Genomic DNA, 25,979 nt, shown 5'->3' with positions numbered 1-25,979 from the left:
TCCGGAGCAGCATCGATGACGAGCGACGCGACCGGCTCCGGCGCCCCCCTCTGCGCGGTCGACCATCTCAAGGTCACCGCCCTGACCGAGCAGGGGCGCAAGGTCGTGGTCGACGACGTGTCCTTCTCCTTCGGCCGGGGCGCCTACTTCGCCCTGGTCGGGGAGAGCGGCAGCGGCAAGAGCGTGACCTGCCACGCCCTCATGCGCCTGCTGCCCTTCGCGGCGGAGGTGGAGGGCAGCATCCGGGTCGACGGCACCGACGTCTGGTCGCTGTCGCCGGGCGCCCTGAGGGCGTATCGCCGGCATTCCGTCGGCATGATCTTCCAGGACCCGCTCGCCGCCCTCAACCCGGTGCGGACGATCGGGTCGCAGATGATCGAGACGCTCCGGCTGCACCATCCCGAGGCGGGCGGGGACGACCTGCGCGAGCGGGCGATCGATGCGCTCTCGCGCGTCCACGTGCCCCAGCCGTCAGCGCGGCTGTCGGCCTACCCGCACCAGCTCTCCGGCGGCCTGAACCAGCGCGTGACGATCGCGCTCGCGCTCATGGGCGATCCGTCGCTGCTGATCGCCGACGAGCCGACGACCGCGCTCGACATGTCGGTGCAGGCGGAGATCCTCGACCTTCTCGACGAGCTCAGGGCGACGTCGGGCATCAGCGTCCTGATGGTCACCCATGACCTTGGCATCGTCGCCGACCGGGCGACGTCGATCGCGGTCATGCAGTCCGGCCGGATCGTCGAGCAGGGCCCGACGGACCGGATCCTGGCCGCCCCGGCGCACGACTACACGGTCGCCCTGTTCGAAGCGGCGAGCCTGGGCAAGCTGCGGGAGCCGGCGGCCCGGCCGGCCCGTGCCCCGAAGCTCTGCCTCGCCTTCGAAGGCGTCGACAAGGTCTTCCGGCCGAGCGGCCGGCACGGCGAGCCGGTCGTGGCCGCCGACCGCATCAGCTTCTCGGTCGCGGAGGGCGAGATCGTCGCACTGGTCGGCGAGAGCGGGAGCGGGAAGACCACCGCGGCCAAGATGGCGATGGGCCTCGTCAAGCCCGATGCGGGCCGCATCACGGTCGGCTCGGTCACCGACAAGGCGCGCCATGCGGTCGGTCCGCAGATGGTGTTCCAGCACCCGAAGGACTCCCTGGACCCTCTCATGAAGGTCGGGGCGCAGCTCCACGAGGTGCTGATGGTGCACGGGTGGAAGGACCGCGCGGCGCGCGAGACGCGCATCCGGGAGATCATCGCCGACGTCGGCCTCGACGCGGGCGTGCTGGAGAGGCGGCCCACCTTCCTGTCGGGCGGGGAGGCGCAGCGCGTCGTGATCGCGCGGGCGATCATGCTCGGGCCGCCCCTGCTGATCGCCGACGAGCCGCTCTCGGCGGTCGACGTCTGCCTGCAGAAGCAGATCCTGGACTGCTTCCGGGGGCTCCGGGAGAAGCGCGGCATCGCCATCCTGCTCATCACCCACGACCTGCGCATCGTGCTCGACATCGCCGACCGCGTGGTCGTCATGCGCTCCGGCCGGATCGTAGAGGACGTTCCCCTCGCGCTCTTCTCGGACGGCGCGCGCGACCCCTACACGCAGAAGCTCATCGACGCGATCCCGGGGCGGGACTTCGAGGCCGCCCCCGATCCGGACCGCCGGCCGCCGGTGGACTGGAGCCCCTCCCCCTCCCGCATCATCTACGGATAGGGTGAAGCCATGCGCCTCGGCCTCCGCCTCCTCCGCGCCGCCATCTCACTCTGGGTGATCGTCACCCTGGTCTTCGTCGCGCTCCGCCTGACCGGCGACCCGGTGCTCGCGGTTCTCAACCCGGACGACCTGACGCGGGACGTGATCGAGAGCTTCCGCCGGCAGTGGGGCTTCGAGGGGACGATCTGGGACCAGTACGTCGTCTATCTGGTCAATGTGGCGCACGGCCATTTCGGCAGGTCGACGATGAACGGGCAGGACGCCCTGACGGTGGTGCTCGAACGCGTACCGGCGACCCTGCAGCTGGTCGGCTGCTCGGCGCTGGTCATGCTCGGCGTCGGTGTTCCGCTCGGCACCATCGCGGCCCTCCGCCCCGGCAGCCGCCTCGACGGTCTGGTCATGGCCGCCACGACCCTCGGCTTCGCGCTGCCGAACTTCTTCCTGGGCCTCCTGCTGATCCTGACCTTCTCGGTCTGGCTCTCGCTCCTGCCGAGCGGCGGCACGGGCAGCGCCGCCCACCTGGTCATGCCGGTGCTGACCATCGGCCTCGCCAAGGCGGCGATCTTCACGCGCTTCGTCCGTTCCGGGATGATCGACGCGCTCCGGCTGCCCTGCATCACGGCGGCGCGCGCCCGCGGCCTGTCGGAGACGGCCATCATGGTCCGCCATGTCGCACCCAACTGCCTGATCCCGCTGGTCACCATCCTGCCGCTGCTCGTCGGGGCCATGATCAGCGCCGGGTCCGTGGTGGAGGCGGTGTTCGCCTGGCCGGGGATCGGCCGGCTCATCGTGGAATCGGTCGCCCAGCGCAACCTCGCGGTCGTGCAGGTGATCATACTCCTGGTGGCGATCCTGATGGTCACCACCAACCTGATCGTCGACATTCTCTACGGCTGGCTCGACCCGCGCACCGCCGCGGCGGTCGCGCACTGAGGGAGGCGCCCATGACCCCTGCCCTGCGCATCGCCGGCCGCGGCATCGCCGGGATGCCCGTCTCGGTGGTCCTCGCCATGGCGTGGCTGGTGCTCTGCCTTTTCCTCGTGACGCTGAGCCCCCTCCTGCCGATCCCGAGCGAATCCCAGCTCGATCTCCTCGCCCGGCTGAAGCCACCCTACGGGCTCGGCGGCGAGCTCGCCCACCCGCTCGGAACCGACGACCTCGGCCGCGACATCCTCGCCCGGCTGATCTCCTCGATGCGCACCAGCCTCGTCCTCGCCCTCGGCGCCACGATCCTGTCGGCCATCATCGGCACCAGCCTCGGGATCGCGGCGGCGCATTTCGGCGGGCTCGCCGACGAACTGGTGGTCGGCGCCGTCGACGCGCAGGCGTCCGTGCCCTTCGTGATCGTGTCGCTCACGATCACGGCCTTCTTCGGCACCAACCTGGTGCTCTTCCTGTTCATCCTGTCGATTTTCGGCTGGGAGCGCTTTGCGCGGCTCTCGCGCGCCATGACGCTCGCCTCCAAGGGGCGCGGCTACGTGCTGGCGATGCAGACGCTCGGGTTTTCCTGGACGCGCATCTATCTCCGGCACGTGCTGCCGAACATCATCAGCGCCCTCCTGGTGACCGCCACCATCAACTTTCCCGAGGTGATCCTGCTGGAGACCTCGCTGAGCTTCCTCGGCCTCGGCGTGCAGCCGCCGGCCTCGAGCCTCGGCAACATGCTGGGCTTCGGCCGCAACTATCTCCTGACCGGCTGGTGGATCGCGGTCACCCCGGGCGTCGCCATCTTCATGTGCACGCTGGCGGTCAGCGTCATCGGCGACTGGGCGCGCAGCCGCATCGGCAGAAGCTGACCGCTCCCCCCGGGCCGGCGCGGGCTCAAGGGTTGCGCGCCAGCGCCTCGTCGAGGGCCCGGACGAGGCGGTCGACCTCCTCGACCGTGTTGTAGTGGACCATCGAGACACGGCAGACCCCGCCGGCGCGGTCCAGGCCGAGATGCTCGACCAGCCGGCGCGAGTGGAAGTCCCCGTGGCGCATGCCGACCTCGGCGGCGTCGACGGCGGCGACGACCGACTCGGCCTCGCGGCCCGTGAGCTTGAAGGAGATGGTCGGGACGCGATGCCGGGCGTCCGCGTCGGGGCGGCCGATCACGCGCAGGTCGTTGCGGTCGCGCAGATAGGCGAGGAGGCGCTCGCCGATCACGGCCTCGTGGGCAGCGATGTCGGCGAAGGCCCGCTCGATGGCGGGGCGCCCGCCGCCGCCGCCGAGGGCCTCGAGATAGTCGACGATGCCGACCACGCCCCAGGCCAGTTCGTAGTTGGTGTTACCGGGCTCCAGCTTCGCCGGGACGCGGTCCTTGCCGTAGAAGTAGTGATAGAGGCCGTCGAGCTCCAGGAGCTTGTCGTACTTGCCGTAGAGCACTGCGAAGTGCGGACCGTAGGTCTTGTAGAAGGAGAAGGCGTAGTAGTCGACGTCGAGCGCCTGGACGTCGACGGCGCGGTGCGGCGCATACGCGACGGCGTCGACGGCGATCTCCGCCCCGCGCTCGTGCACGAAGCGCGCGATCTCGGCGATCGGCATGATGGTGCCGAGGATGTTCGAGGTGTGGGTGACGGCGACGAGCCGCGTGCGCGGCGACATCAGGCGGCCGAGTTCCTCAAGGTCCGGCTCCAGCGTGTCCGGGTCGAGGCTCCAGAACTTGAAGGTCACGCCCTTGTCGGCGAGCGTCAGCCAGGGGCCGATGTTGGACTCGTGGTCGAAGACGGTCAGGACAATCTCGTCCCCGGGGCGCAGGCGGCCGGCCATGGCGGTCGCCAGGTTGCGCATCATGGTGGTCGTGTTCGGGCCGAGCACGATCTCCTCGGGGCGCGCGGCGTTGACGAGCCGCGCCACTGCCTCGCGCGCCGTCGCCACCCGTTCGGTCGCCAGCCGTGACAGCGGATAGGTGGCGCCGGTCTGGACGCTGCTGGTCAGCAGGTAGTCGGCGACGCGGTCGGCGACCGACTTCAACACCTGCGAGCCGCCCGCGTTGTCGAAGAACGCGAAGCCGCCCGCGAGGGCCGGGAACTGCGAGCGGACGTAACCGATGTCGAGGGCCATGGCGGCTCCTTGTTCTCGAGCGTTCAGGAACGCTCGGCTTCGCGGACGAGCATGAGACCGGGCGGGGCGTCGGCCGTTTCCGTATCCGCCGCGAGACCGGATTCCCACATGCACATGTGGAAGTCCGCCGTCGCCCCGAGGGCGGCCAGCGGGTAGTGCCAGATGCCGGCCCGGTACAGGATGGCTTGGTCGGGCCGGGCCAGGAAGGCTCGGGCGGCGTCCCAGTCCGGCGCGCCGCCGGGTCCGGACGGGACGACGGCGACGAGGTAGGACCGTGCCGTCATGGGCACGAAGAGCTGATCGGAGAAGGGATGCCGCTCGACGAGTTCGACGGCCAGCGGCAGCGTCGAGGACGAGACGCGGTAGGTCGACACGGCAAGCCGGTCCGCGGGGGAGCGGTGCGCGATGGCGACATCGGCATCGAAGCGGAGCGCGCGGCCCTGGTTGACCGGGCGCCCCTCGGCCCCGCCGGCCGCGATGACGGCGCCGAAGGGCGCGAAGGACGGCGCGTCGAGCGGGCGGACCGGGACGGGCGAGCGGGTCCGCATGCTACCGGCCCTGCTTCCAATTGCGCTCGATGACGCCGACCAGCCTCACCAACGGCAGCAAGAGGAGGATGTAGATCCCGGCGGCGACGATGAGCGGGGTCGGATTGGCGGCGAGCGCCTGGGCCTGCGTCGCCTGCTTGAGGAGGTCGGGCATGGCGACGACCGAGGCCAGCGCCGTGTCCTTGAGGACGCTGACCGCGTTCGACGTGATGGGCGGCACGACCAGCCTCAGCGCCTGCGGAAGGATCACCTTGTAGAGCGTCACGGCCGGCGAGAGGCCGAGCGCCCGCGCGGCCTCGAACTGGCCCTTCGGGATCGCCTCGATGCCGGCCCGGAAGATCTCCGCCGAATAGGCGCCGGCGACCATCGAGATGGCCGTCGTGGCGGCCGCGAAGGGGGACAGCCTGATGCCGACGAAGGGCAAGGCGTAGTAGACGACGACCAGCAGGACGAGCAGCGGGATGGCGCGGAAGACGTCGATGTAGGCGATGGCCGACCAGCGGAGCGGCTTCGCTCCGTAGAGGCGGCCGAGCGCCAGCCCCAGGCCGAGCAGGAGGCCGACGACGTTCGAGACCAGGCCGAGCAGGATCGTCGTGCTGAGCCCCGACAGGAGCAGCGGCAGGGTGTCGACGAAGACTCGCGGGTTGAAGAAGGTGTCGATGAGGGACAAGGGCGGCCGCCAGCCTCGCGTTCGTGAAACGGGCCCGGCCGCGGCCGGGCACACCCTGCATCGATGCGGGAGCCCGGCCTGGGCCGGGCTCCGCGTGTCGTCAGGCCCGGTCGGAGCCGGGGCGCCCTACGGGCTCAGGGCTTGGGCATGTCCAGGACCTTGGCGGTCGCGAGCGCCGGGTCCGGATCGGTGCCGAACCAGGTCTTGTGGATCTTCGCCAGGGTGCCGTCCTTCTTCATCTCCGTGATCACGCCGTTCACCTTGGTGGCGAGCGGAGCGTCCTTGGCGAACATCACCGAGTACTGCTCGGTGGTCTTGATCCGCTCGATGACGGCGAACTGGGGCTTGTCCTTCACATAGTAGAGCAGCGCCGGGATATCGGAGATGTAGCCGTCGATGCGGCCGGCGGCCAGGTCGAGCATGGCCGGGTTCAGGCCCTCGTAGCGGCGGATCTCCTTGATCTTGGTCGTTGCCTGGTTCTGCGTCGTCCACATGTCGCCGGTCGAGCCGGTGTCGACGCCGACGGTCTTGCCGGCCATGCCGGCGAGGTCCTTGATGCCGGAGGCCTTGGTGACGGTCAGGGACTGGTCGGAATCGTAGTAGGGCTGGGCGAAGGACACCGACTGGAGGCGCTTCGCCGTGATGGTGATCGACGACACCGCGGCGTCGATCTGGCCCGACTGCACGGCCGCGAAGAGCCCCTGGAACGGGATGTTGACGATCTCGACCTTCTGGCCGAGCCGCTTGCCGACCTCGTTCATCAGGTCGATCTCGAAGCCGACGAACTCGCCCTTCTCGTTCTGGAACTCCCAGGGCACGTTGCCGATGTTGGCCCCGACCTTCATGGTCTGGGCGCCGGCCATGGAGGCCGAGACGAGGACGGCCGCCACGGCCGTCAGCAGCTTCCAAGCGATCCGCATCCTGGTATCCCCTTCTGTTTATGGCAGGGCTCGCGCCGGGCCGTCATGAAGGCCCGCGCGCCGGCGGTCTGACTGGTCTGACCGGCCAGATCGGCCTATCTTGGGCGGAGCCAGGGGACCGGGTCAAGCGTGGGACTCCGGAAAAGCGCTGATCGGATTTGGCTTGCGGGACGAAAAGCCGGTCGTGTCAGTCCGCCGAGGGGGGAGCATGAATCGCATCAGGTCGGACATACGCCTGCGAAGCGAGCTCCCGATCTCGCACGACCGCTCGCCCGTGCCCCGCAGCGTGGTCGGGCGGCTGGAGCGGATGATCCGGGACGGGGTCCTGCGACCCGGGGAGCGGCTGCCCTCCCAGCGCGAGCTCGCCGCCGAACTCGGCGTGAGCCGGCCGTCGCTGCGCGAGGCGATGACGGCGCTGGAGACCCTCGGGCTCGTGGTGGTCCGGCCGGGGCTCGGCGTCTTCGTGCAGGATCTCGACCACCGCAAGGCGGTGTGGCGCTTCGGGGCGCGGGGCAGCCCCTCGGACGTCTACGAAGCCCGCATCTGCCTGGAGGGCCACGCGACCCGGCTCGCCGCGGCGCGGATCGAGCCATCGGGGCTCGCGCGGCTCGAGGCCGCCGTCGCGGAACTCGCCTCGGCGGCGGGGCGCGGGGACCTCGCGGGCGCCACGGCGGCCGATTCCGCCTTCCACGACCTCGTCTTCGAGCTCTGCGGCAATCCGGTCCTGGCCGACATGTACCGGGCCGTGCGGGAGGTCATGGTCGCCAGCCAGCGGCTGCCCCTGGCCGCACCCGAGACGCTCGGCGACACCGTCCGGGAGCACGAGGCCATCCTGGCGGCCGTGCGGTCCGGCGACCCGGCCGCCGCGGAGAGCGCCATGACGGATCACATCCGCCGGGCCGCCGCCCGCTACGGCGTGGCGATCTGAGGCCGGCCGGACGACGGTCCGGCTTCTCGGCCTTTCAGTGCCGGTCGCGCCGAGGTCCCGCCGATCGGTCTGTCCTTGCAGGGCTCGACCCGGAAATCCGGTCCACGGGGGCGGTGCGGCCGTCGTGGATGCCCGGGACAAGCCCGGGCATGACAGAAACGAAGGTAGTACAAGGGGTTGAGACTTCAGGAAGCCGGGTCTGAGGGGCCTCAGTGGCGCGGATCGACCCAGGGCTCGGCATTCCGGCGCCGGCGCGCGAAGTCGGCAATTTCGGGGGCGTGGCGAAGCGTGAGGTCGATATCGTCCCAGCCGTTGAGGAGTTGCAGGCGGCGGGCCGGATCGATCGCGAAGCCGAGGCGCAGGGGGCCGCGGGCGATCGTCAGGGCCTCGAGGTCCACGGTGACGTCGCCGTCCGGGTCGGCCTCCAGGGCGGCAATCAGGGCCTCTGCCTCCGCTTCGGTGACGACCGCCGGCAGGAGGCCGTTCTTGACCGCGTTGGAGGCGAAGATATCCCCGAAGGACGGGGCGACGACCGCCCGGATGCCGTAATCGGCCAGGGCGTAGACGGCCGCCTCGCGCGAGGAGCCGGTGCCGAAGTTGCGACGAGCGACCAGGATCCGGGCACCCGACCAGCGCGGATCGTCGAGCACGAAGCCGGGGACGGGCGTGCCGTCCGGGGCGAAGCGCAGGTCGTGGAGGAGGAAGGAGCCGTAGCCGGCGGAGCGCGGGCGGCTCATGAACCGGGCCGGAATCAACTGGTCGGTGTCGACGTTGGCGAGGCCGAGCGGGCAGGCCGTGGCGGTGATGCGGACGAAGGGCTCCATGTCAGTCTCCCGTCCCGGCCGGGCCGAGGCGCCGCACGTCGGTGATCCGGCCGGTGACCGCGGCGGCGGCCACCATGGCGGGCGACATCAGGTGGGTGCGCGCACCGAGCCCCTGTCGGCCGCGGAAGTTGCGGTTGGTGGTCGAGGCGCAGCGCTCCCCGGAGGGCACGAGGTCGCCGTTCATGCCGACGCACATGGAGCAGCCCGAGTCCGCCCAGGTCAGGCCCGCGTCGACGAAGATGCGATCGAGGCCCTCGGCCTCGGCGGCGCGCTTGACGACCGAGGAGCCGGGCGCAACGAGGCCGGGCACGGCCGACTTGCGGCCCTTCAGCACGGCGGCGGCCGCGCGCAGGTCCTCCAGGCGGCCGTTGGTGCAGGAGCCGATGAAGACGCGGTCGACCCGGATGTCGGCGAGGGCCATGCCGGGTGTCAGGCCCATGTAGTCGAGGTCGGCGGCGAGGGCGGCGGCGCGGGCCTCGTCCAGGCCGGAGGGCGCCGGCACGGCGGCGGTCACCGGTAGCGCCTGCTCGGGGCTCGTACCCCATGTGACGGTCGGGGCGACGTCGGCGGCGCGGATCGCGATCTCGGTGTCGAAGACGGCGCCCGGGTCGCTCGCGAGGCTGCGCCAGTGGGCGACGGCCCGGTCGAACGCGTCGCCCTCGGGGGCGAACGGGCGGCCGCGGATCCACGCGAAGGTCGTCTCGTCGGGGGCCACCAGGGCCGTACGCGCGCCGGCCTCGATCGACATGTTGCAGAGGGTGAGCCGGCCCTCCATCGACAGGGCGCGGATGGCCTCGCCCTGGTATTCGACGGCATGCCCGCGGGCCCCGTCGGCGCCGATGGCGGCGATCACGTGGAGGGCGAGGTCCTTGGCGGACACATGCGGCGGCAGCGCGCCCTCGACCGTGATGCGCATGCGCTTCGGCTTCTTCTGCCAGAGCGTCTGGGTCATCAGCACGTGGGCGACCTCGGAGGCGCCGATCCCGAAGGCATAGGCCCCGAAGGCGCCGTGCGTGGAGGTGTGGCTGTCGCCGCAGACGATGACGAGGCCCGGCAGGGTCAGTCCCTGCTCGGGGCCGACCACATGGACGATGCCCTGGGCCGGGTCGTCCAGGCCGAAGAGGCGGAAGCCGTGCCGGGCGGCGTTGGCGGAGAGGCGCTCGACCATCCCGGCGATCTCCCGGTTGGCGATCACCGGGCGCCCCCGCGTCGGTACGTAGTGGTCGGCGACGCCGAAGGTGAGGCCGGGCTCGGCCAGCCGGGCGCCGCGCTCGTCCACCTTCCGGAAGGCGTGGTGGGAGCCCTCGTGGACGAAATGGCGGTCGACCCAGAGCAGGCTCTCGCCGTCCTCGCGGGTCAGGACGACATGGGCGTCCCACAGCTTGTCGAAGAGCGTGCGCGGTCCGGTCATGCCGCCTCGACCTCCTTCAGCATCTCGGCGATGGTGGCGATCCGCGCCACGGGGCGGAGCGCCTCGATGGCCGTCGCGTGCACCGCTTCGGAGAAGGCGGCGCAGCCGTCCTCCAGCACGATCGCGTCGATGTCGCGCACATGGGCCTCGCGCACCGTGGAGGCAACCCCGCCGTTGGTGACGATGCCGCCGACGAGCAGCCGCGTGACCCCGAGCTTGCGCAGCACCCATTCCAGCCGGGTCATGTAGAAGGCCGAATAGGCGATCTTCTCGATCACCACGTCGACCGGCTGGAGCGCGTCGACGGTGGCGTTGCCCCAGGAGCCGGGCGCGAAATCGCCCTTGCGGAGAAAGGGGCGCAGGGCCTTGAGGTGGGGAGAGATCAGCGGCTCCCCGCCGCGGCCGGGGACCAGCGTGAACTGCGTGGCCACCACGAGCCCGCCGCGGGCGCGCAGGGCCTCCGCGAGGGGGCGGACCCGCCCCGGCAGGGCCGCGATGGCGGGCGAGGACTGGCCGCCGCGGGCGTAGGCGCCGTTCGGATCGATGAAGTCGTTCTGCAGGTCCACCGTCAGGAGGGCGGTGGCGGTGAGGTCGAGGGGGCCGGGGCTCATGGCTTGCGCTCCACGACGAGGTTGCCGAAGCGGTCGACGCGCGCGGCGAGGCCCGGATCGATGACGGTGGTGGCGTCGGGCTGCTCCAGGATCGCCGGGCCGGCGATCTCGGCGCCGACGGGCAGCGCGAGGCGGTCCCAGATCGACGCCTCGTGCCACGCGCCGGCGAAGAAGACGGGGCGGCTGCCCCGCCGGGCCGTCTCCAGGCTCGCGTCGGCGGCGGGGGCCAGCGCCATCAGGTCGAAGGCCGGGCGGCGGCCGATGGCGGCGGTCCGCAGGTTGACGATGCGCACCGGGATGCCCGGCAGGAGACGGGAGAAGGCCCTGGCGTAGGCCGTCTCGAAGGCCTCCCGGACGATCGCCTCGGTGACGCCCGTGGTGCCCGCGCCGAGGGTCACCGGCAGGGACACCGAGACCGTGTGGGTCTGGCCCTGGTAGTGCATGTCGAGTTCGTAGACCACGTCGATCCCGTCGACCGCCAGCCCCGCTCCGGCGACCACCCGCCGGGCCTCCTCGCCTGCCTCCGCCATGCGGGCGTCGAGGCGGGCGGCGTCCAGTCCGGCGAGGCCGAGGTTCACGGTCGAGACCTGGTCGTGGCGGATGTCGGCGATGATGCAGCCGAGCGCGGAGGTGATGCCCGGGTAGCGGGGCACCAGCGCGGCCTTGAGGCCGACGTCGCGGATCAGCGCGCCGACGTGGAGCGCCCCGCCGCCCCCGAAGGGAACGGCGGTGAAACGGGTCGGATCATGGCCGCGCTCGATGGAGACGAGGCGGATGGCGCCCGCCATCCTGGCGTTCGCCACGCGCACGACGGCCTCCGCGGCCGCCTCGGGGGAGAGGCCGAGCGGGTCGCCGATGGCGGCCGCGATGGCTGCGCGGGCGGCCTCCACGTCGAGGCGGGCGAGCTTGCCGCCGATCGGCCGCTCGGCGTTGATGCGGCCGAGCACCAGGTTGGCGTCGGTCAGGGTGGGCCGGGTGTTGCCCTGCCCGTAGGCGACCGGGCCCGGTCGCGAGCCGGCGCTTTCGGGACCGACCGCGATCAGCCCGCCCGCGTCGACATGGGCGATCGAGCCGCCGCCGGCGCCGATGGTGGTGATCTCGATCATGGGCGTGCGCACCACCAGCCCGAAGTCGATCGTCGTCTGGGCGGCGAGCGCGGCCTTGCCGGCGGCGACGAGCGAGACGTCGAAGGAGGTGCCGCCGAGGTCGGCCGTCACGATGTCGGCGTAGCCCGCCGCGCCCGCGATGGCCGCCGCCGCGATGACGCCGGCCGCCGGGCCGGATAGGGCCGTCCTGACCGGCAGGCGCCTGGCCGTGGCGGTCGACATCACGCCGCCGTTCGACTGGACGATGTGGAACGACCCCTCGAAGCCCGCCGAGCCGAGGGCGTCCTCCAGCTTGGCGAGGTAGCTCGCCACGACCGGCTGCAGGTAGGCGTTGAGGGTGGTCGTCGAGGTCCGCTCGAACTCGCGGATCTCGGGCAGGACCTGGGCCGAATGGCCGATGTGCGGATTGGGCCAGACGGACCGGGCCGCCTCGAAGGCGGCGCGCTCGTTCGCCGGATTGGCGTAGGCGTTGACGAACACGATGGCGAGCGCCTCGGCGCCGCGGGCGATCAGGTCCTCGGCGGCGCGGCGGACGGCCACGACGTCGACGGGAACCCGCACGGTGCCGTCGGCCAGGGTCCGCTCGGGCACCTCGAGGCGCAGGTCGCGGGGCACGACCGGCTCGAAGTCGCCCCACAGGCCCCAGGTGTGCGGGCGGTCGCGGCGGCGCATCTCCAGCGCATCGCGGAAGCCCGGGGTGGTGATGATGCCGACCCGCGCGCCCTTGCGCTCGAGCAGGGCGTTGGTGCCGACCGTCGTCCCATGCACGATGGCGTCGAGACCGTCGATCGCGCCGAAGCGGGACAGGCCGTCCATGAAGCCGACGGCCTCGTCGCCGCGGTTCGACGGCGCCTTGGCGGTCCGGAAGGTCCGCGTCGCCTCATCAAAATAGGCGAGGTCCGTGAAGGTGCCGCCCACATCCACCCCGACGAGGCGCGTCATGCCGGCCTCCCGGCGCGGAGCTCGCGCGTGCCGTCGTGGTCGATCTCCCCGGCGGCGGTCAGGGCGACGCCGTAGTCGGTCCTCGCCCGGGCGGGGGAGACGAACCCCCGCCGGACGTCGCGGGCGACGGCGGCGGGGTCGCGCGCGAAGGGATCGCCCCAGCCCCCTCCCCCGGGTGTCTCCAGGCGCAGCCGCTGGCCGGCCTTCAGGCGGACGCCGGTGATCTTGGAGGCCATGGCGGGCTCGCGCGGGCCGTCCGGGCCGTCGTAGACGAAGCGGTTGAGCGCCGCCGGGCCGCCTCCCGCCACCCCGAAGGGGGCGAAGCGGCCCCGCTCGCCGAGGAGCGCGACGTCGGCGCCGGCGGGCGCGAGCACCTCGAGGGCATAGACGGCGCCGACACCGCCGCGGTGCAGGCCCGGGCCGGCGCTGTCGGGGCGCAGGCCCCATTCGGTGAACATCACGGGGTGGGCGGCCTCCAGGATTTCGGCGGGCGGCATGGTGGCGGTGGAAATCGGGTTGTTGGCGTGGTTGAGGCCGTCCGACACGGGGCTGCCCCCGAGACCGCCGCCGAAGAAGGAGAACAGCACGAAGCGCTCTCCGTCCGCCCGGTGGCCGGCGACCGACAGGGCGTTGATGGTGCCGAAGGGCGCGGCCGTGGCGCGGGCGGGATCGGCCTCGGCGAGCGCCCCGAAGACGACGCCGATCATGCGCAGGATCGTCTCCGTGTAGCCGGCGACGGGCCGGGGGGCGCTGACGCCGAGGAAGGTGGTCGACGGGATGTCGAAGCGGATCGGCTCCAGGCAGCCCGCATTGGCGGGCACGGTCGTGAAGACGTGCTTCAGCGCCACGTAGCAGGCCGCGACGGCGGTCGACCGGGCGATGTTCACCGGCCCCAGGCAGGGCGGCGAGGAGCGGGAGAAGTCGAGCGTCATGGCGTCGCCCGCCACCGTCAGGTCGAGCGCGATCGTCAGGGGCTCGTCGACGATGCCGTCGTTGTCGAGCTTGTCCTCGAACGAGTAGGTGCCGTCCGGCAGGGCGCGGATGTTCTCGCGCATGAGCGCGGCGGCGCGGGCCGAGGCGGCGTCCAGGGTCGCGGCGACGACCTCCTCCCCGTATTCGTCGATCAGGGCGTGGAAGCGCCGCTCGCCGAGGTCGAGCGCGTTGAGCTGGCCATTGAGGTCGCCCCAGTTGGAGCGCGGCAGGCGCGAGTTGGCCTGGATGATGTCGATCACGTCCTGCTGCAGGACGCCGGCGCGGAAAAGCTTCACGGGCGGGATCAGGACGCCCTCCTGGAAGATTTCGGTCGCCTGCGGGTTATAGCCGCCCGGCACGTTGCCGCCGATGTCGAGCCAGTGGCCGACCGAGGCGAGCCAGGCGAAGAGCCGGCCCTGGCGCATCAGCGGCCGGACCAGTCGGAAGTCGTTCAGGTGGGTGCCGCCCGCGTAGGGGTCGTTGAAGATGAAGGTGTCGCCGGGCTCGACGCCCGCGCCGGCGCGGACCTTCTCGATCACCGCCTGGACCGCGAAGGCCATGGCGCCGACGAAGATGGGCAGGCCCTTCGAGCCCTGCACCAGGGTCGCGCCCGTCTCGGCGTGGTAAAGGCCGTGGCAGGCGTCGCGCGCCTCGGCGATGATAGGGTTGAAGGCCGAGCGGTAGAGGGTCGCGTCCATCTCGTCGGCGACCTGCTCCAGCCGGCCGGTGAGGATCGAGAAGACGACGGGATCGAGGCCCGCCAGGGTCGCGCCGGTCATTCGCCGCCCTCGTAGCGCTTGCCGATCGCCAGCATCTCGGGCGTGCCGATGGTGGCGTTCAGGGCCTCGAAGTCGAACATGCGGTTGCGGAAGGCACCGGTGCCGCCGTCGCGCAGGAGCGTGGCGTAGAACTCCTCCGCGGCGCGGGCGACGGCCCGCACGATGCCGCCCGGAAAGATCACCAGCGCGTAGCCGAGCGCCTCCAGTTCGGCGGCGGTGAAGAGGGGCGTCCGGCCGCCCTCGACCATGTTGGCCATCAGGGGCAGCCGGGTGCCCAGCGCGGCGGCGACCGCGGCCAGCTGGTCGCGCGAGCCCGGCGCCTCGACGAAGAGCGCGTCGGCACCGGCCTCGGCATAGCGGGAGGCGCGTTCGACGGCCGCGTCGAAGCCCTCCACCGCGATCGCGTCGGTCCGGGCGATGACGAGGGTTTCGGCGCTGGCGCGCGCGTCAACGGCCGCCTTGATCTTGCCCGCCATCTCGGCCGCGGAGATCAGCCGCTTCTCGGCGAGGTGGCCGCAGCGCTTCGGGTAGCTCTGGTCCTCGATCTGCAGGGCGTTCGCGCCCGCGCGCTCGTAGAGCCGCATGGTGCGCTGCATGTTGAGGGCATTGCCGTGGCCGTTGTCGGCGTCGACCACGAGCGGGGTCGCCACCCGGTCGCGGATGAGCGCGACGGTCTCGGCCACCTCCGTCATGGTGGCGAGCCCGATGTCGGGCCGGCCGAGGCGCGTGTAGGAGATCGCGGCGCCCGACACGTAGAGCGCCTCGGCGCCGGCACGGGCGGCGAGGAGCGCGGTCAGCGGGTCGTAGACGCCCGGTGCGAGCAGGATGGGCTTCGCCCGGAGGCGCGCCTTGAGGGACTGGATCATCGGGTCTCGCAGAGTTCGAGGAGGTCGGCGAGCGAGGCGGCGCTGTCGAGGGCGAGCCCGTGGCGGACGATGTCCTCCGCCCGCCCCGGGCCGACGGAGGGCGATGCGACCTCCATGAATTTGGCCACGACCTCGTCGGCCGTGTAGGGGTCCTCGGTGTCGCCCTTGTTGGTGAGCGCCTCGGCGCTGAAGGTGCGCCCGTCCTTCAGGCTGACGGTGACGCGGGCGGGGCGCAGGCCGGGGAGCTTCGCGGTCAGGGCCGGATCCTCGTCGACGCGCACGAGCCGGGCGAGCGCCCGGGTGGCCTCGTCGCGCCGGGCCGGGTCGCGGAAGGCGTCGAGGGAGGCGGCGCCGTTGACGATGAAGGTCGCCAGCGAGAACGGCATGGAGAACTTGGCGGCCAGCATGCTGGCCGGCTCGGGGTGGTCGAGCTGGGCGGCCCAGACGTAGGTCTTCACCTCGATGGCGGCGACCGAGGCCGGGTCGATCCGCCCGCCGGCCCGGGCGACGATCTCGCCCAACGCGTCCAGGGCACCGTGGTTGTAGCGGCAGGCGGCATGGCGCTTGAAGTAGTTGCGGGCGATCTCCCAGCGGGTGCCGAGGTCGCGGGTCATCTCCTCGGGGCGCCAGTCGTCGGCCGCGATGCCGCCGTAGACGGCCGCCACCCCGTCCGCTTCGCCGGTGAAGCCGGCGCGGACGAGGTCGTGGGCCATGATGCCGAGCATGTTGGAGAAGCCCGCATAGGTGTTCCGGACCGTCGCGCCCTCGAGCATGGTGCGGCGGCTCGTCGTCAGGCCGAGCGAGGAGGCCACGTTGACGGTCTCGGCGATCTCGCGCGCGGAGGCGCCGCGCAGACGGGCGACCGCGAGCGCCGCGCCAACCGTGCCCCAGGTGCCGTGCGGATGCATAGTGACGCGCAGCTTCGACGCGATGCCGATGCGGGCGCCGATCTCGTAGCCGAGCGCCGTCGCCACGATGGCGTCCGCGCCCGTCACCTTGCGCCCGCCCGCGAGCGCCAGCACCGCCGGCACCACGTGGATGCCGGGGTGGCCGCGGGCATACTGGTTGCCCTCGTCGATCTCCAGCATGGTCCCGGCCGTGCCGTTCAGGAAGGCGCGCATCAGGCGCGAGCCCGGCTTGCCGGTGCGGGAGAGCCGCCGCCCGGCCTCGGCGACCTCGGGCTCGCGCCGGCCGGCGAGGATCGCCCCGATGCAATCCAGCACGACGAGGCGCGTGCGCGACACGACCTCGTCGGGCAGGTCGGCGAAGCGGGTCCTACGGGCGAAGCGGGCGAAGGTGTCGAGCCACTCGGGGCGCCGGTGGGTGACCAGGACCGAGGCGGGGACGACGCCGGGGGTGACGATGGCCATGGTTCAGAGCCCCAGATAGGTGGTCATCAGGGTCGGGTCCGTCTTCAGCCGGTCGGCAGGGCCGGCCATGGCGACGGCGCCGTTCTCGAGCACGTAGGCGCGGGCGGCCCGTTCGAGCGACTGAACGACGTTCTGCTCCACCAGCATCACCGCGAGCCCGTCGGCGGCGATGCGGGCGATCAGCTCGAACATCTCCTCCACCAGCAGCGGCGAGAGGCCGAGGGACGGCTCGTCCAGGATCAGGAGCTTCGGCTCGGCCATCAGGCCGCGACCGATCGCCAGCATCTGCTGCTCGCCGCCCGAGAGGGTGCCGGCGCGCTGGCCGGTCCTCTCCTTCAGCCGCGGGAAGATCGCGAAGGCGCGCTCGAGATTGGCAGCGCGGTTGGCCCGGCCGCGGCGGTAGCTGCCGAGCTCCAGGTTCTCGCGCACGGTCATGTTGGGGAAGATCTTGCGGCCCTCGGGGACGTGGACGAGGCCGAGGGCGACGATGTCCGGGGCGGCCAGCCCGGCGATGGGGTGGCCGTCGAAGCGGATCGTCCCGGAAAAGGGCCGTACGAGGCCGGAGAGGACGCGGTTCAGCGTGGTCTTGCCCGCGCCGTTCGCGCCCAGGACGGCGACGATCTCGCCGGCCTCCACGTCGAGGGAGACGCCGCGCAGGACCGGCACCCCGCCGTAGCCGGCCACGATGTCGCGGACCTCAAGCATGGGCGGCCCCCGCGGTCCCGGCCGCCGCAGCGGCGATGCGCGCGGCGGCGCCGTGGCCGAGATAGGCCTCCATGACGGCCGGGTCGCGGGCCACCTCGGCGGGCGTGCCGGCGGCGATCAGGCGGCCCTGGGCGAGCACGTGGACGGTGTCGCAGAGGCTCATGACCGCCTGCATCACGTGCTCGACCATCAGGATGGTGACGCCGCCGTCGCGGATGCGGCGGACCACCGGGATCATGTCGCGGATCTCGGACGGGTTCAGGCCGGCCAGCACCTCGTCGAGCAGGAGGAGCTTCGGGTCGGTGGCGAGCGCGCGGGCGAGTTCCAGGCGCTTGCGCCCGGCCACCGTCAAGGCCCCGGCCGGCTGGTCGAGCAGCGGGCCGAGGCCGACCGCCCGGCCGACCGCCTCCGCATGGGCGAGCGCGTCGGCGCGCGCGGGATGGCGCAGGTAGGCGCCCACGGCGATGTTCTCGCGGACGGAGAGCCCCGCGAAGGGCTGCACGATCTGGAACGTCCGGGCGATGCCGGCGAGCGTGCGCCGGTGCACGGGCTCCGCGGTGACGTCGGCGCCCCGGAACAGGATCCGGCCGGCCGTCGGCGCCTCGAAGCCGGAGATCACCGCGAAGAGGGTGGTCTTGCCGGCGCCGTTCGGGCCGATGAGGCCGGTGATCGAGCCCTCGGCGACCGCCACGGAGGCGGCGTCGACGGCGACGAGGCCGCCGAAGCGCTTGGTGACGGCCTCGACCCGGAGCAGCGGCCCGTTCATGGGGCGCCCTCCCCGGCCGGTCGGGGCCGGCGCCGGAGGAGCCGGTCGGCGAGGCCGATCACGCCGTTCGGCGCATAGGCGACGACCAGCACGAGCAGGGCCCCGAAGACGACGAGGTCGATGCCCGGCAGCGAGCCGGAAAGGACATGTCCGATGGCGATCTTGGTCGTCTCGCCAAGGCCGAGCAGCACCAGGGCGCCGATGAGGGGGCCGAAGACGGTGCCGAGGCCGCCGACGATCGGCGCCAGCAGGGCTTCGACCGAGATCCAGGTGCCGTAGGCGAGGCCGGCGTCGAGATAGAGGAACTTCTGGGTGTAGAGGCAGCCGGCGAGCGCGGTGATGCCGGCCGAGAGCGTGATGGCGCCGAGCTTCACCCGGAGCGTGTCGACCCCGAGCGCGCGGGCGGCGTCCTCGTTCTCGCGCAGCGCGACGAGGCGGGCGCCGAAGCGCGAGCGGGCGACGGCGGCGGTCAGGACCAGCACGGCGGCCACGAAGCCGAGCGCCAGCCAGTAGAGCGCGCGCTTGTCCTCGAACTGCATGGCGGAGACCTGCAGGCGCAGCGGCACCAGCACGCCGGCGGCGCCGCCCGTGAAGGCCCAGGCGTTGGCGAGGATGCGGAAGACCTCCGCGAAGGCGAGCGTCACCAGGGCGAAATAGGCGCCGCGGAGCCGGGCCCGGAAGGCGAGAAAGCCGATCGCGAAGCCGACCGCGGCGCCGAGCAGCACGGCGACCGGCAGGGCCGCCCAGGCGTTCACGCCGAAGCGCACCTGCAGGAGCGCCATCGCGTAGGCGCCCGTGCCGAAGAAGGCCGCATGCCCGAAGGAGAACTGCCCGCCGTAGCCGGCGAGCAGGTTCCAGCCCTGTGCCGCGAGGGTCACGATGAGGGCGAAGGTCAGGAAGTTGAGCAGCGTGTTCGAGGTCGCCGAGACCGGCAGCACGGCCAAGGCCGCGACGGCGACGAGGATCGGGAGATAGGGGGTGGCGCCCTTCATGCCCGCGCTCCGAAGAGGCCGGAGGGCCGCACGAGCAGGACCAGGATGAAGATGAGAAAGATGCCGATCTGCCCCAGGCTCTCGCCGAAATAGAGGCCGGACAGGCTTTCGACCACGCCGATGATCAGGCCGCCGAGGAGCGCGCCGGCGACGGAGCCCATGCCGCCGAGGACCACGATCGTGAAGGCGACGAGCACGAAGGCGTTGCCGACGCGCGGATTGACCAGGAAGGTCGGCATGAGGAGCGCGGCGGCGATCGCCAGGCAGGCGGCGCCGAGCCCGAAGGTGACGGCGTAGACGTGTTCCACATGGATGCCGGAGAGCGCCGCGCCGGTCTTCTCCCGGGACACGGCCCGGATCGCCTTGCCGATGTCGGTGTGCGCCATGAGGAGCCAGAGCAGGCCGGCCACCACGAAGGAGGCCGCGAAGGCGATCACCTTCGGCAGCGACAGGAAGAGAGCGCCGATCTCGACCACGGAGAAGCCGTAGGGCACGTCGATGGAGCGGGTGTCGGACCGGAAGCCTGCGAGGAGCGCGTTCTCGATGAGGATCGACAGGCCGAGCGTGACGAGCAGGATGTTGCTGTCGGAGCCGTGGCTGGCCGGGCCGATGACGTAGCGCTGCAGCGCGTAGCCGAGCGCGAAGAAGAGGACCGTCAGGGGGAAGACCGCCACGTAGGGATCGAGCCCGAAGCGGTCGTGGGCGACCCAGACGGCGTACATGGCGGCGGTCAGCGTGGCGCCGTGGGCGAAGTTGATAATGTGCAGGACCCCGTAGACGAGCGTCAGGCCGAGCGCCACCAGGGCGTAGACCGCGCCGGTCATCAGTCCGTTGGCAAGCGCCGACAGGAAGATGTCGATGGGGAGCATCGGCTTTCGGGGTCTCGCGCATGGGGAAAGCCGCCCGGCCGGGCCGGGCGGCGGAGGCGTCCGGCGTCGGTCAGGTCGCCGGGAAGATCGGCTTGGCGTCCGCGAAGGCGTCCGGGAAGATCACCTTGATGTCGCCGTTCTGCACCTGGGTGTTGACCGGGGCGGCGCCCTGGTTCTGGCCGTTGACGAACTTCGTCGGGCCGTAGGGCATGATGTGGTCGGCGAAGGTCGAGTTGGCGATCGCCTCGGTGACCTTGGCGCGGTCCGTCGACCCGGCACGCTCGATCGCGTCGGCGAGGAGCTTCACGCAGGAGTAGTTGAGGGCCGTGTTGTAGAGCCAGAAGCGGCCGCCGGCCTCGGCGAGCTTGCGGACCTCGGCGGTCTTCGGCTTGCGCGGGTCGGCCCAGTGGTTGCAGTCCATCACCAGGTTGGCGGCGTCCGGGAATTCCTTGACGAAACGGAAGTTGGAGGCCGCGCCGTTGAGGATGGCGTAGATGCCCTTCGGCCGGATGCGCTGCTGCTGCATGGTGCGGGCGAGCAGCACGAATTCGGCGTAGTAGCTCGACGGGATGACGAGGTCCGGGTTGAGGGCCCGGATGCGCAGCGCCACGTTGGACATGTCGCGCGAGGGCGTCGGATGCGCGATGGTCTCCAGGATCTCGAAGCCGCGGCCGGGGAGCTGCGCCTGCAGGAGCTTCGCCATGCCGGAGCCGAAGAGGCCGTCCTCGTGGACGATCACCACGGTCTTGGCGGGTTTGCCGGCGGCCTCGTTGAGCTTCACGAGGTTGTCGAGCGCGGTCGACGTGACGATGCCGAAGCCCGGGCCGAATCGGAAGGTGTTGGTCAGGCCGCGGGTGACGATGTTGTCCGCGACGCCGACGTCGCAGATGTACGGGATGGCGTATCGGCTCGCGGCCTGGGAGGCGGCGAGCACGATGGGCGACGCGAAGCCGCCGACGATCGCGGCCACCTTCTCGGCCTCCATGCGTTCCACCTCCTGGGTGCCGCCCTCGGGCGTCGAGCGCGCGTCGCCGAAGACCATCTCCAGCTTGGCGCCGCCGAGCGCCTTGAGGCCGCCGGCCGCGTTGATCTCGTCGAAGGCGATCTGGGCGCCGAGGCGGCCGTATTCGCCGTCCTGCGCGAGGGCGCCGGTGACGGGCTGCAGGATGCCGATCCTCACCGGCGCGGGCTGGGCCCGGAGCACGGCGGGCATGGCCAGCACGGCGCCGGTGGCGCTGCCGGCCTTCAGAAGCGTACGGCGGGTGACTTCGGTCATGTCTTCCTCCCTGGTCGGACCTTCGGGCGTTGCGCGGGGGCGCTGCCGGTCGCGTTGACGTTGGCGGCCGGCGACGGTGCCCCGGTGGTCGGCCGCCAATGCCTGTCCAGGCCGTCGCCGGCGCGGACGAGCTCCATGTGAAAGGCGTGCTGGTCGGGCCGGTAGAGCGCCGAGAGATGCTCGACGCCCCTGCCCTCCTGGTCGAGAACGATGCGGGTCAGCGAGATGAGCGGCGAGCCGAGCTCGACGCCGAGGGCCGCCGCGCTCTCGGGCCCGGCCAGCGTGGCGGAGATCGTCTGCTCGGCGCGCGCCGCCACCACGCCCGACCGCTCCAGGAGCTCGAGCAGCGGACGGTTGGCGAGATCGGCCTCGGAATAGGTGACGCCGATCCGCTCGGGCACGTGGGTGGAGAGATACGAGAAGGGCACGTCCTCGTAGTAGCGCACGCGCAGCGAGGCCTGGGTGCGCTCGCCGGGGGCCAAGTGGAGCTGGGCGGCGACGGCGGGCGGCGGCACGACGTAGGAGAAGGACAGGAGCTTGACCTTGGTGGCCCGGCCCATCGCCACGAGATGGGCGAACATGTTGGCGAGGTCGGCCACCACCTTCGGCCGGCCGGGCGGCTCGCTGACGAAGGTGCCGGTCCCCGGCAGGCGGGTGACGAGACCGTCGCGGGCGAGGCCGTCGAGCGCGCGGCGCACGGTGACGCGGGAGAGACCGTGGGCGGCCGCGAGGCTCGGCTCGCCGGGGAGCCGTTCGCCCGGCGCCAGCGCGCCCGACAGGATCCGCTCCTTCAGGAGCAGATAGAGCCGGTGGGTCTTCGAGGATTCGACGGCGTCCACCAGCCGCGCTCCCGTTCACGGCGCCCCGCCTCGGGGCTTCACGGCGGTATTAGAAATAGTACATTCTCCTGTCGTCAAGAGCAGACAGGTGAATGAGGTCGCGGCAGCCATGGCACGGATCGAGCAGGATGACGGAACGGCGTTCGAGGCGACCTGCGACGTCCTGGTGATCGGCGCGGGCGCGGCCGGGCTCGTGGCCGCGCTCCGGGCCCGGGAAGCCGGGGCCGAGGTGGTGGTGATCGAGCGCGACCCGGTCCCGAGCGGCTCGACGGCGCTGTCGGCCGGGCTCATCCCGGCCGCGGGCACTCGGTTCCAGAGGGAGGCCGGGATCCGGGACAGCAAGGCCGGATTCGTGAGCGATATCCTGGCCAAGGCCCATGGCGAACCGGACCGGGCAGCCGTGGAGCGGGTGGTCGACGTGGTGGGCGATGCGCTCGAGTGGCTCGCCGACCGGCACGGGCTGCCCTTCTCGGTCATCGACAACTTCACCTATCCGGGCCACTCGGCGCGCCGGATGCACGGGCTTCCGAGCCGGTCTGGGGCGGAGCTGATGGACCGGCTGCGGAGCGCGGCCGAGGCCGCCGGCGTGGCGATCGTCACCGAGGCGACGGCCACCACGCTCCATGTCGCGGGCCGGCGGATCACGGGCGTCGGGCTCGTGCGCCCGGACGGCTCCACGGACCGGATCGGCTGCCGCGCCCTGGTGCTCGCCTGCAACGGCTACGGCGGCAACCGGGATCTCGTCGCCGCGCATATCCCGGCGCTGAGGGACGCGCTCTATTTCGGGCACCCGGGCAACCAGGGCGACGCGCTCCTGTGGGGCGAGGCGCTCGGGGCGGCGACCCGGCACCTGTCCGGCCACCAGGGGCACGGCTCGGTGGCGCATCCGCACGGCATCCTGATCACCTGGGCGACCATCACGGAGGGCGGGTTCCAGGTGAACCGGCTCGGCCGCCGCTTCGCCGACGAGGCACGGGGCTACTCGGAGTCCGCCGCCTCGGTGATCGCCCAGCCGGACGGGGTCGCGTTCACCGTCTTCGATTCGCGGATCGCCGGCATCGCGCGCCAGTTCGAGGACTTCCGCAACGCCGAGGCGGCCGGGGCGGTCATCGTCGCCGACAGCGTCGAAAGCCTCGCGGCGCGCATGCACGTGCCTGCCGACGCGCTCGCGGACACCTTCGCGGAGGTCTCCGCCCTCAAGGCGGCCGGTGCGCGGGACGGCTTCGGGCGCGACTTCTCGGGCGTGCCGCCGCTCGCCGCACCGTTCGCCGCCGTCAAGGTCACAGGCGCCCTCTTCCACACGCAGGGCGGCCTCGTCGTCGACGCGGAGGCCCGCGTTCTCGCCCGGGACGGGACGGCCTTTCCCAACCTGTTCGCCGCCGGCGGGGCGGCCTGCGGAGTATCCGGCGCGGAGGCGAGTGGCTACCTGTCCGGTAACGGCCTGCTTACGGCCGTCGCGTACGGGTGGCTCGCCGGCGCGGAGGCCGCGGAGGCCTGAGCGTCCCGTCGGCGGAGCGCCGGCGACCCTTCCGGCCGCAGGGCCATCGACCCGGCGATCTCCCGATGGCACTCTCCCGGGCCGCCCGGCCCCGGGCCGGACGACCGGGAGGTTCGCCATGCTGCTCCGCGCCTGGCTTCGCGAGAGGTTCGAGATCGGCCGCCACACCCTCCGGGAGGTCGGCCGGGACGTCGAGCCCGGCGCCTGCGCGACCGAGCGGCTGACCTTCGAGACCGGCGCCGGGGAGCCCGTCCGCGGCATCCTGCTCAGGCCCGGAGCCGCGGCGGGGCCGCTGCCGGCGGTGCTCTACATCCACGCCCACGGCGGCCGCTACGAGATCGGCGCCGCGGAGCTGACGGACGGCCGCCCGGCCCTGCAGTCGCCGCTCGGCCCGTTACTGGCGGGGCTCGGCTTCGCGGTCCTCGCGATCGACCTGCCCTGCTTCGGGCTCAGGGCCGGGGAGACCGAGAGCGCCGCCGCCAAGGCGCGGCTCTGGCATGGCCGCAGCCTCGCTGGCCAGATGCTCGGGGAACTGGCCGCCGCGGCAGGCTGGCTCGCCGCCCGCCCCGACATCGACGGGCAGCGGATCGGCGCCTTCGGGCTCTCGATGGGGGCGACCTTCGCGTATTGGCTCGCCGCCGCCGACGAGCGCATCGCCTGGATCGCCCACACGTGCTGCTACGCCGACTTCGCCACCCTGGTGGAGACCGGCGCCCACGATTTGCACGGCATCTACTTGACGGTCCCGGGCCTCCTCGAGCGCACCAGCACCGGCGCGATCGCCGGGCTCGTCGCGCCCCGGCCGCAGCTCGTCATGGTCGGCGACCGCGATCCCCTGACCCCGCCGACCGCCGTCGACCGCGCGCTCGCCGAGACGCTCCGCGCCTACGAGGAGGCGGGTGCGGCCGGAGCGCTCGAGCTTCTTCGGGAGACCGAGACGGGGCACGTCGAGACGCCGGCCATGCGCGCCCGGCTGCTGGACTTCCTGACGGCGCGGCTCGCCGACTGAGGGCCCCGGGCCCGCATCAGGGCGCGACGGGGGTGCGATCGTGGGTTCCGTGAGTATCGGCACAATTGACCCTTTGTCATGCCCGGGCTCGTCCGGGGCATCCAGGCCACAGGCTCAGTCCTCGTGATGTGGATTGCCGGGACTAGCCCGGCAATGACAGACTGAACCGTTGGGTCCTATTCGACCGATATCGGAGCAGAACCCAGGCCGGTACCCAGGCCATCCCCGCTCAGCTCCGCCGGACACGAACAATCCCCGCTCAATTGCCCCTGACCCGCAGCCCGTCCTTGTCGAAGGCGTGCGTCTGGCTGCGGTCGAAGGTCAGCGCGATGGTGTCGCCCATCGCCAGCCGTTCCTGCCCGGCGAGGACGGCCAGGATCTTCTGCCCCTCGGCCGTGCGGCCATGCACGACCGTCTCGGCCCCGAGCGCCTCGACGAGCGCGACCGAGACGGCGATCCCCGAGCCGTCCGCGGCGCGGTGGAGGTGATGCGGGCGGACCCCGAGCGTGACGGCATCGCCGGGCGCGAGCGCGCCGGGGGCGGCGTCGACGGGCACGAGGCGGCCGTCGAAGGCTTCGACCTCGACGCCCCCCGCGGTCGGGCCCTTCACGACGGCGGGGACGAAATTCATGTTCGGGGCTCCGATGAAGCCGGCGACGAAGAGGTTGGCGGGCTTGTTGAAGAGCCCGAGGGGCGTGTCGACCTGTTCGATCCGGCCCGCCCGCAGGACCACGATCCGGTCCGCCAGCGTCATGGCTTCGACCTGGTCGTGGGTGACGTAGATCATCGTCGTGCCCAGCCGGGCGTGGAGGCCGGCGAGTTCGGCGCGCATGCTGACGCGCAGCTCGGCGTCCAGGTTGGACAGCGGCTCGTCGAGCAGGAAGGCGGTCGGGTTGCGGACGATGGCCCGGCCGATCGCGACGCGCTGGCGCTGGCCGCCGGACAGCTGGCCGGGCCGGCGGTCCAGCAGGACGGCGATCTCGAGCATGCGGGCGGCCTCCGCGATCCGCTTGTCGATCTCGGGGCGCGGCAGGTGCGCGTTCTCCAGCCCGAAAGCGAGGTTCTGCCGGACGCTCATGTGGGGGTAGAGCGCGTAGGACTGGAACACCATGGCGAGGCCGCGGTCGGCGGCGGGCATGCGCGTCACGTCCTTGCCGTCGATCGAGATCGTGCCCGCCGTCGGCCGGTCGAGGCCGGCGATGAGGCGCAGCAGGGTGGACTTGCCGCAGCCCGAGGGGCCGACGAAGACGACCAACTCGCCCTTGCGGATGTCGAGGTCGATGCCCTTCAGCACCTTCACGACGCCGAAGTCCTTGTCGATGCCCGAGAGCGAGATCTGACCCATGG

The 25,979-nt window shown here is 72.1% G+C and carries 24 protein-coding genes; 6 read left to right on the top strand and 18 right to left on the bottom strand.

Going from position 1 to position 25,979, the window contains the following annotated elements; all coding sequences use genetic code 11:
- Positions 1-15: 15 nt before the first annotated feature.
- The 3 genes from WBG79_RS11940 to WBG79_RS11930 are packed head-to-tail and all read left to right on the top strand — an operon-like array spanning position 16 to position 3,485.
- Complete coding sequence (locus WBG79_RS11940; protein WP_337357324.1) at positions 16-1,689, top strand: ABC transporter ATP-binding protein; 1,674 nt, start codon at positions 16-18, stop codon at positions 1,687-1,689.
- 9 nt (positions 1,690-1,698) lie between these two features.
- Positions 1,699-2,622 (top strand): ABC transporter permease, encoded by a 924-nt coding sequence (locus WBG79_RS11935; protein ID WP_337357323.1) that lies wholly within the window; start codon positions 1,699-1,701, stop codon positions 2,620-2,622.
- 11 nt (positions 2,623-2,633) lie between these two features.
- Positions 2,634-3,485: an ABC transporter permease gene (locus WBG79_RS11930; RefSeq protein ID WP_337357322.1), complete on the top strand. Its 852-nt coding sequence runs from the start codon at positions 2,634-2,636 to the stop codon at positions 3,483-3,485.
- Between the two features lie 25 nt (positions 3,486-3,510).
- Here the strand turns inward: WBG79_RS11930 and WBG79_RS11925 are convergent, their stop codons facing one another.
- From WBG79_RS11925 to WBG79_RS11910, 4 genes are all read right to left on the bottom strand, one after another.
- Positions 3,511-4,731 carry a cysteine desulfurase-like protein gene (locus WBG79_RS11925; RefSeq protein WP_337357321.1) on the bottom strand — a complete coding sequence of 407 codons (1,221 nt, stop codon included), beginning with the start codon at positions 4,729-4,731 and terminating at the stop codon, positions 3,511-3,513.
- Positions 4,732-4,754: 23 nt separating this feature from the next.
- On the bottom strand, positions 4,755-5,279 hold the full coding sequence (locus WBG79_RS11920; RefSeq protein WP_337357320.1) for an ureidoglycolate lyase: 525 nt from the start codon (positions 5,277-5,279) through the stop codon (positions 4,755-4,757).
- A 1-nt stretch (position 5,280) separates the two neighbouring features.
- Entirely contained in the window at positions 5,281-5,949 is a 669-nt protein-coding gene (locus tag WBG79_RS11915; RefSeq protein WP_337357319.1) for an amino acid ABC transporter permease, read from the bottom strand.
- A 134-nt stretch (positions 5,950-6,083) separates the two neighbouring features.
- Complete coding sequence (locus WBG79_RS11910; RefSeq protein ID WP_337357318.1) at positions 6,084-6,869, bottom strand: transporter substrate-binding domain-containing protein; 786 nt, start codon at positions 6,867-6,869, stop codon at positions 6,084-6,086.
- A 208-nt stretch (positions 6,870-7,077) separates the two neighbouring features.
- Here WBG79_RS11910 and WBG79_RS11905 point away from each other — a divergent pair, with 208 nt between their 5' ends.
- A complete protein-coding gene (locus WBG79_RS11905) occupies positions 7,078-7,797 on the top strand; it encodes a FadR/GntR family transcriptional regulator (protein WP_337357317.1) in 720 nt (239 codons plus the stop codon).
- Between the two features lie 209 nt (positions 7,798-8,006).
- Here the strand turns inward: WBG79_RS11905 and leuD are convergent, their stop codons facing one another.
- The 13 genes from leuD to WBG79_RS11840 form a co-directional block, all read right to left on the bottom strand.
- The gene (gene leuD / locus WBG79_RS11900) at positions 8,007-8,621 is read right to left on the bottom strand and encodes a 3-isopropylmalate dehydratase small subunit (RefSeq protein WP_337357316.1); all 615 of its coding nucleotides are present in this window, start codon (positions 8,619-8,621) and stop codon (positions 8,007-8,009) included.
- Between the two features lies 1 nt (position 8,622).
- Positions 8,623-10,032, bottom strand: coding sequence for a 3-isopropylmalate dehydratase large subunit (gene leuC / locus WBG79_RS11895; protein WP_337357315.1), 1,410 nt, complete (start codon positions 10,030-10,032; stop codon positions 8,623-8,625).
- Positions 10,029-10,643, bottom strand: coding sequence for a cysteine hydrolase family protein (locus WBG79_RS11890; protein ID WP_337357314.1), 615 nt, complete (start codon positions 10,641-10,643; stop codon positions 10,029-10,031). Before WBG79_RS11890 ends, leuC begins: the two co-directional genes overlap by 4 nt.
- Entirely contained in the window at positions 10,640-12,691 is a 2,052-nt protein-coding gene (locus tag WBG79_RS11885; protein ID WP_337357313.1) for a hydantoinase/oxoprolinase family protein, read from the bottom strand. Before WBG79_RS11885 ends, WBG79_RS11890 begins: the two co-directional genes overlap by 4 nt.
- A complete protein-coding gene (locus WBG79_RS11880; protein WP_337357933.1) occupies positions 12,688-14,427 on the bottom strand; it encodes a hydantoinase B/oxoprolinase family protein in 1,740 nt (579 codons plus the stop codon). The genes WBG79_RS11885 and WBG79_RS11880 overlap by 4 nt, the downstream gene beginning before the upstream one ends.
- An 11-nt stretch (positions 14,428-14,438) precedes the next feature.
- The gene (locus WBG79_RS11875) at positions 14,439-15,308 is read right to left on the bottom strand and encodes an isocitrate lyase/PEP mutase family protein (RefSeq protein ID WP_337357312.1); all 870 of its coding nucleotides are present in this window, start codon (positions 15,306-15,308) and stop codon (positions 14,439-14,441) included.
- The gene (locus WBG79_RS11870; protein WP_337357311.1) at positions 15,305-16,678 is read right to left on the bottom strand and encodes an MmgE/PrpD family protein; all 1,374 of its coding nucleotides are present in this window, start codon (positions 16,676-16,678) and stop codon (positions 15,305-15,307) included. Before WBG79_RS11870 ends, WBG79_RS11875 begins: the two co-directional genes overlap by 4 nt.
- Positions 16,679-16,681: 3 nt before the next feature.
- Entirely contained in the window at positions 16,682-17,383 is a 702-nt protein-coding gene (locus WBG79_RS11865) for an ABC transporter ATP-binding protein (RefSeq protein WP_337357310.1), read from the bottom strand.
- Positions 17,376-18,149 carry an ABC transporter ATP-binding protein gene (locus WBG79_RS11860; protein ID WP_443147427.1) on the bottom strand — a complete coding sequence of 258 codons (774 nt, stop codon included), beginning with the start codon at positions 18,147-18,149 and terminating at the stop codon, positions 17,376-17,378. Before WBG79_RS11860 ends, WBG79_RS11865 begins: the two co-directional genes overlap by 8 nt.
- The gene (locus WBG79_RS11855; protein WP_337357309.1) at positions 18,146-19,141 is read right to left on the bottom strand and encodes a branched-chain amino acid ABC transporter permease; all 996 of its coding nucleotides are present in this window, start codon (positions 19,139-19,141) and stop codon (positions 18,146-18,148) included. Before WBG79_RS11855 ends, WBG79_RS11860 begins: the two co-directional genes overlap by 4 nt.
- Positions 19,138-20,010, bottom strand: a complete 873-nt coding sequence (locus WBG79_RS11850; RefSeq protein ID WP_337357308.1) for a branched-chain amino acid ABC transporter permease — start codon at positions 20,008-20,010, stop codon at positions 19,138-19,140. The genes WBG79_RS11855 and WBG79_RS11850 overlap by 4 nt, the downstream gene beginning before the upstream one ends.
- 70 nt (positions 20,011-20,080) lie before the next feature.
- A complete protein-coding gene (locus tag WBG79_RS11845) occupies positions 20,081-21,286 on the bottom strand; it encodes an ABC transporter substrate-binding protein (protein ID WP_337357307.1) in 1,206 nt (401 codons plus the stop codon).
- On the bottom strand, positions 21,283-22,125 hold the full coding sequence (locus WBG79_RS11840; protein ID WP_337357306.1) for a GntR family transcriptional regulator: 843 nt from the start codon (positions 22,123-22,125) through the stop codon (positions 21,283-21,285). The genes WBG79_RS11845 and WBG79_RS11840 overlap by 4 nt, the downstream gene beginning before the upstream one ends.
- Positions 22,126-22,234: 109 nt before the next feature.
- On the opposite strand from WBG79_RS11840, the gene WBG79_RS11835 reads away from it, so the two are divergent.
- On the top strand, positions 22,235-23,623 hold the full coding sequence (locus WBG79_RS11835) for an FAD-dependent oxidoreductase (RefSeq protein ID WP_337357931.1): 1,389 nt from the start codon (positions 22,235-22,237) through the stop codon (positions 23,621-23,623).
- A gap of 118 nt (positions 23,624-23,741) precedes the next feature.
- The gene (locus tag WBG79_RS11830; RefSeq protein ID WP_337357305.1) at positions 23,742-24,632 is read left to right on the top strand and encodes an alpha/beta hydrolase family protein; all 891 of its coding nucleotides are present in this window, start codon (positions 23,742-23,744) and stop codon (positions 24,630-24,632) included.
- A gap of 259 nt (positions 24,633-24,891) precedes the next feature.
- Here WBG79_RS11830 and WBG79_RS11825 read toward each other — a convergent pair whose 3' ends face one another.
- Positions 24,892-25,977, bottom strand: coding sequence for an ABC transporter ATP-binding protein (locus tag WBG79_RS11825; protein ID WP_337357304.1), 1,086 nt, complete (start codon positions 25,975-25,977; stop codon positions 24,892-24,894).
- Positions 25,978-25,979 lie beyond the last annotated feature (2 nt).

The organism is Prosthecomicrobium sp. N25 (assembly GCF_037203705.1).
In the GTDB taxonomy this organism is placed as follows: domain Bacteria; phylum Pseudomonadota; class Alphaproteobacteria; order Rhizobiales; family Ancalomicrobiaceae; genus Prosthecodimorpha.
This window is presented reverse-complemented; position numbering and strand designations above follow the sequence as displayed.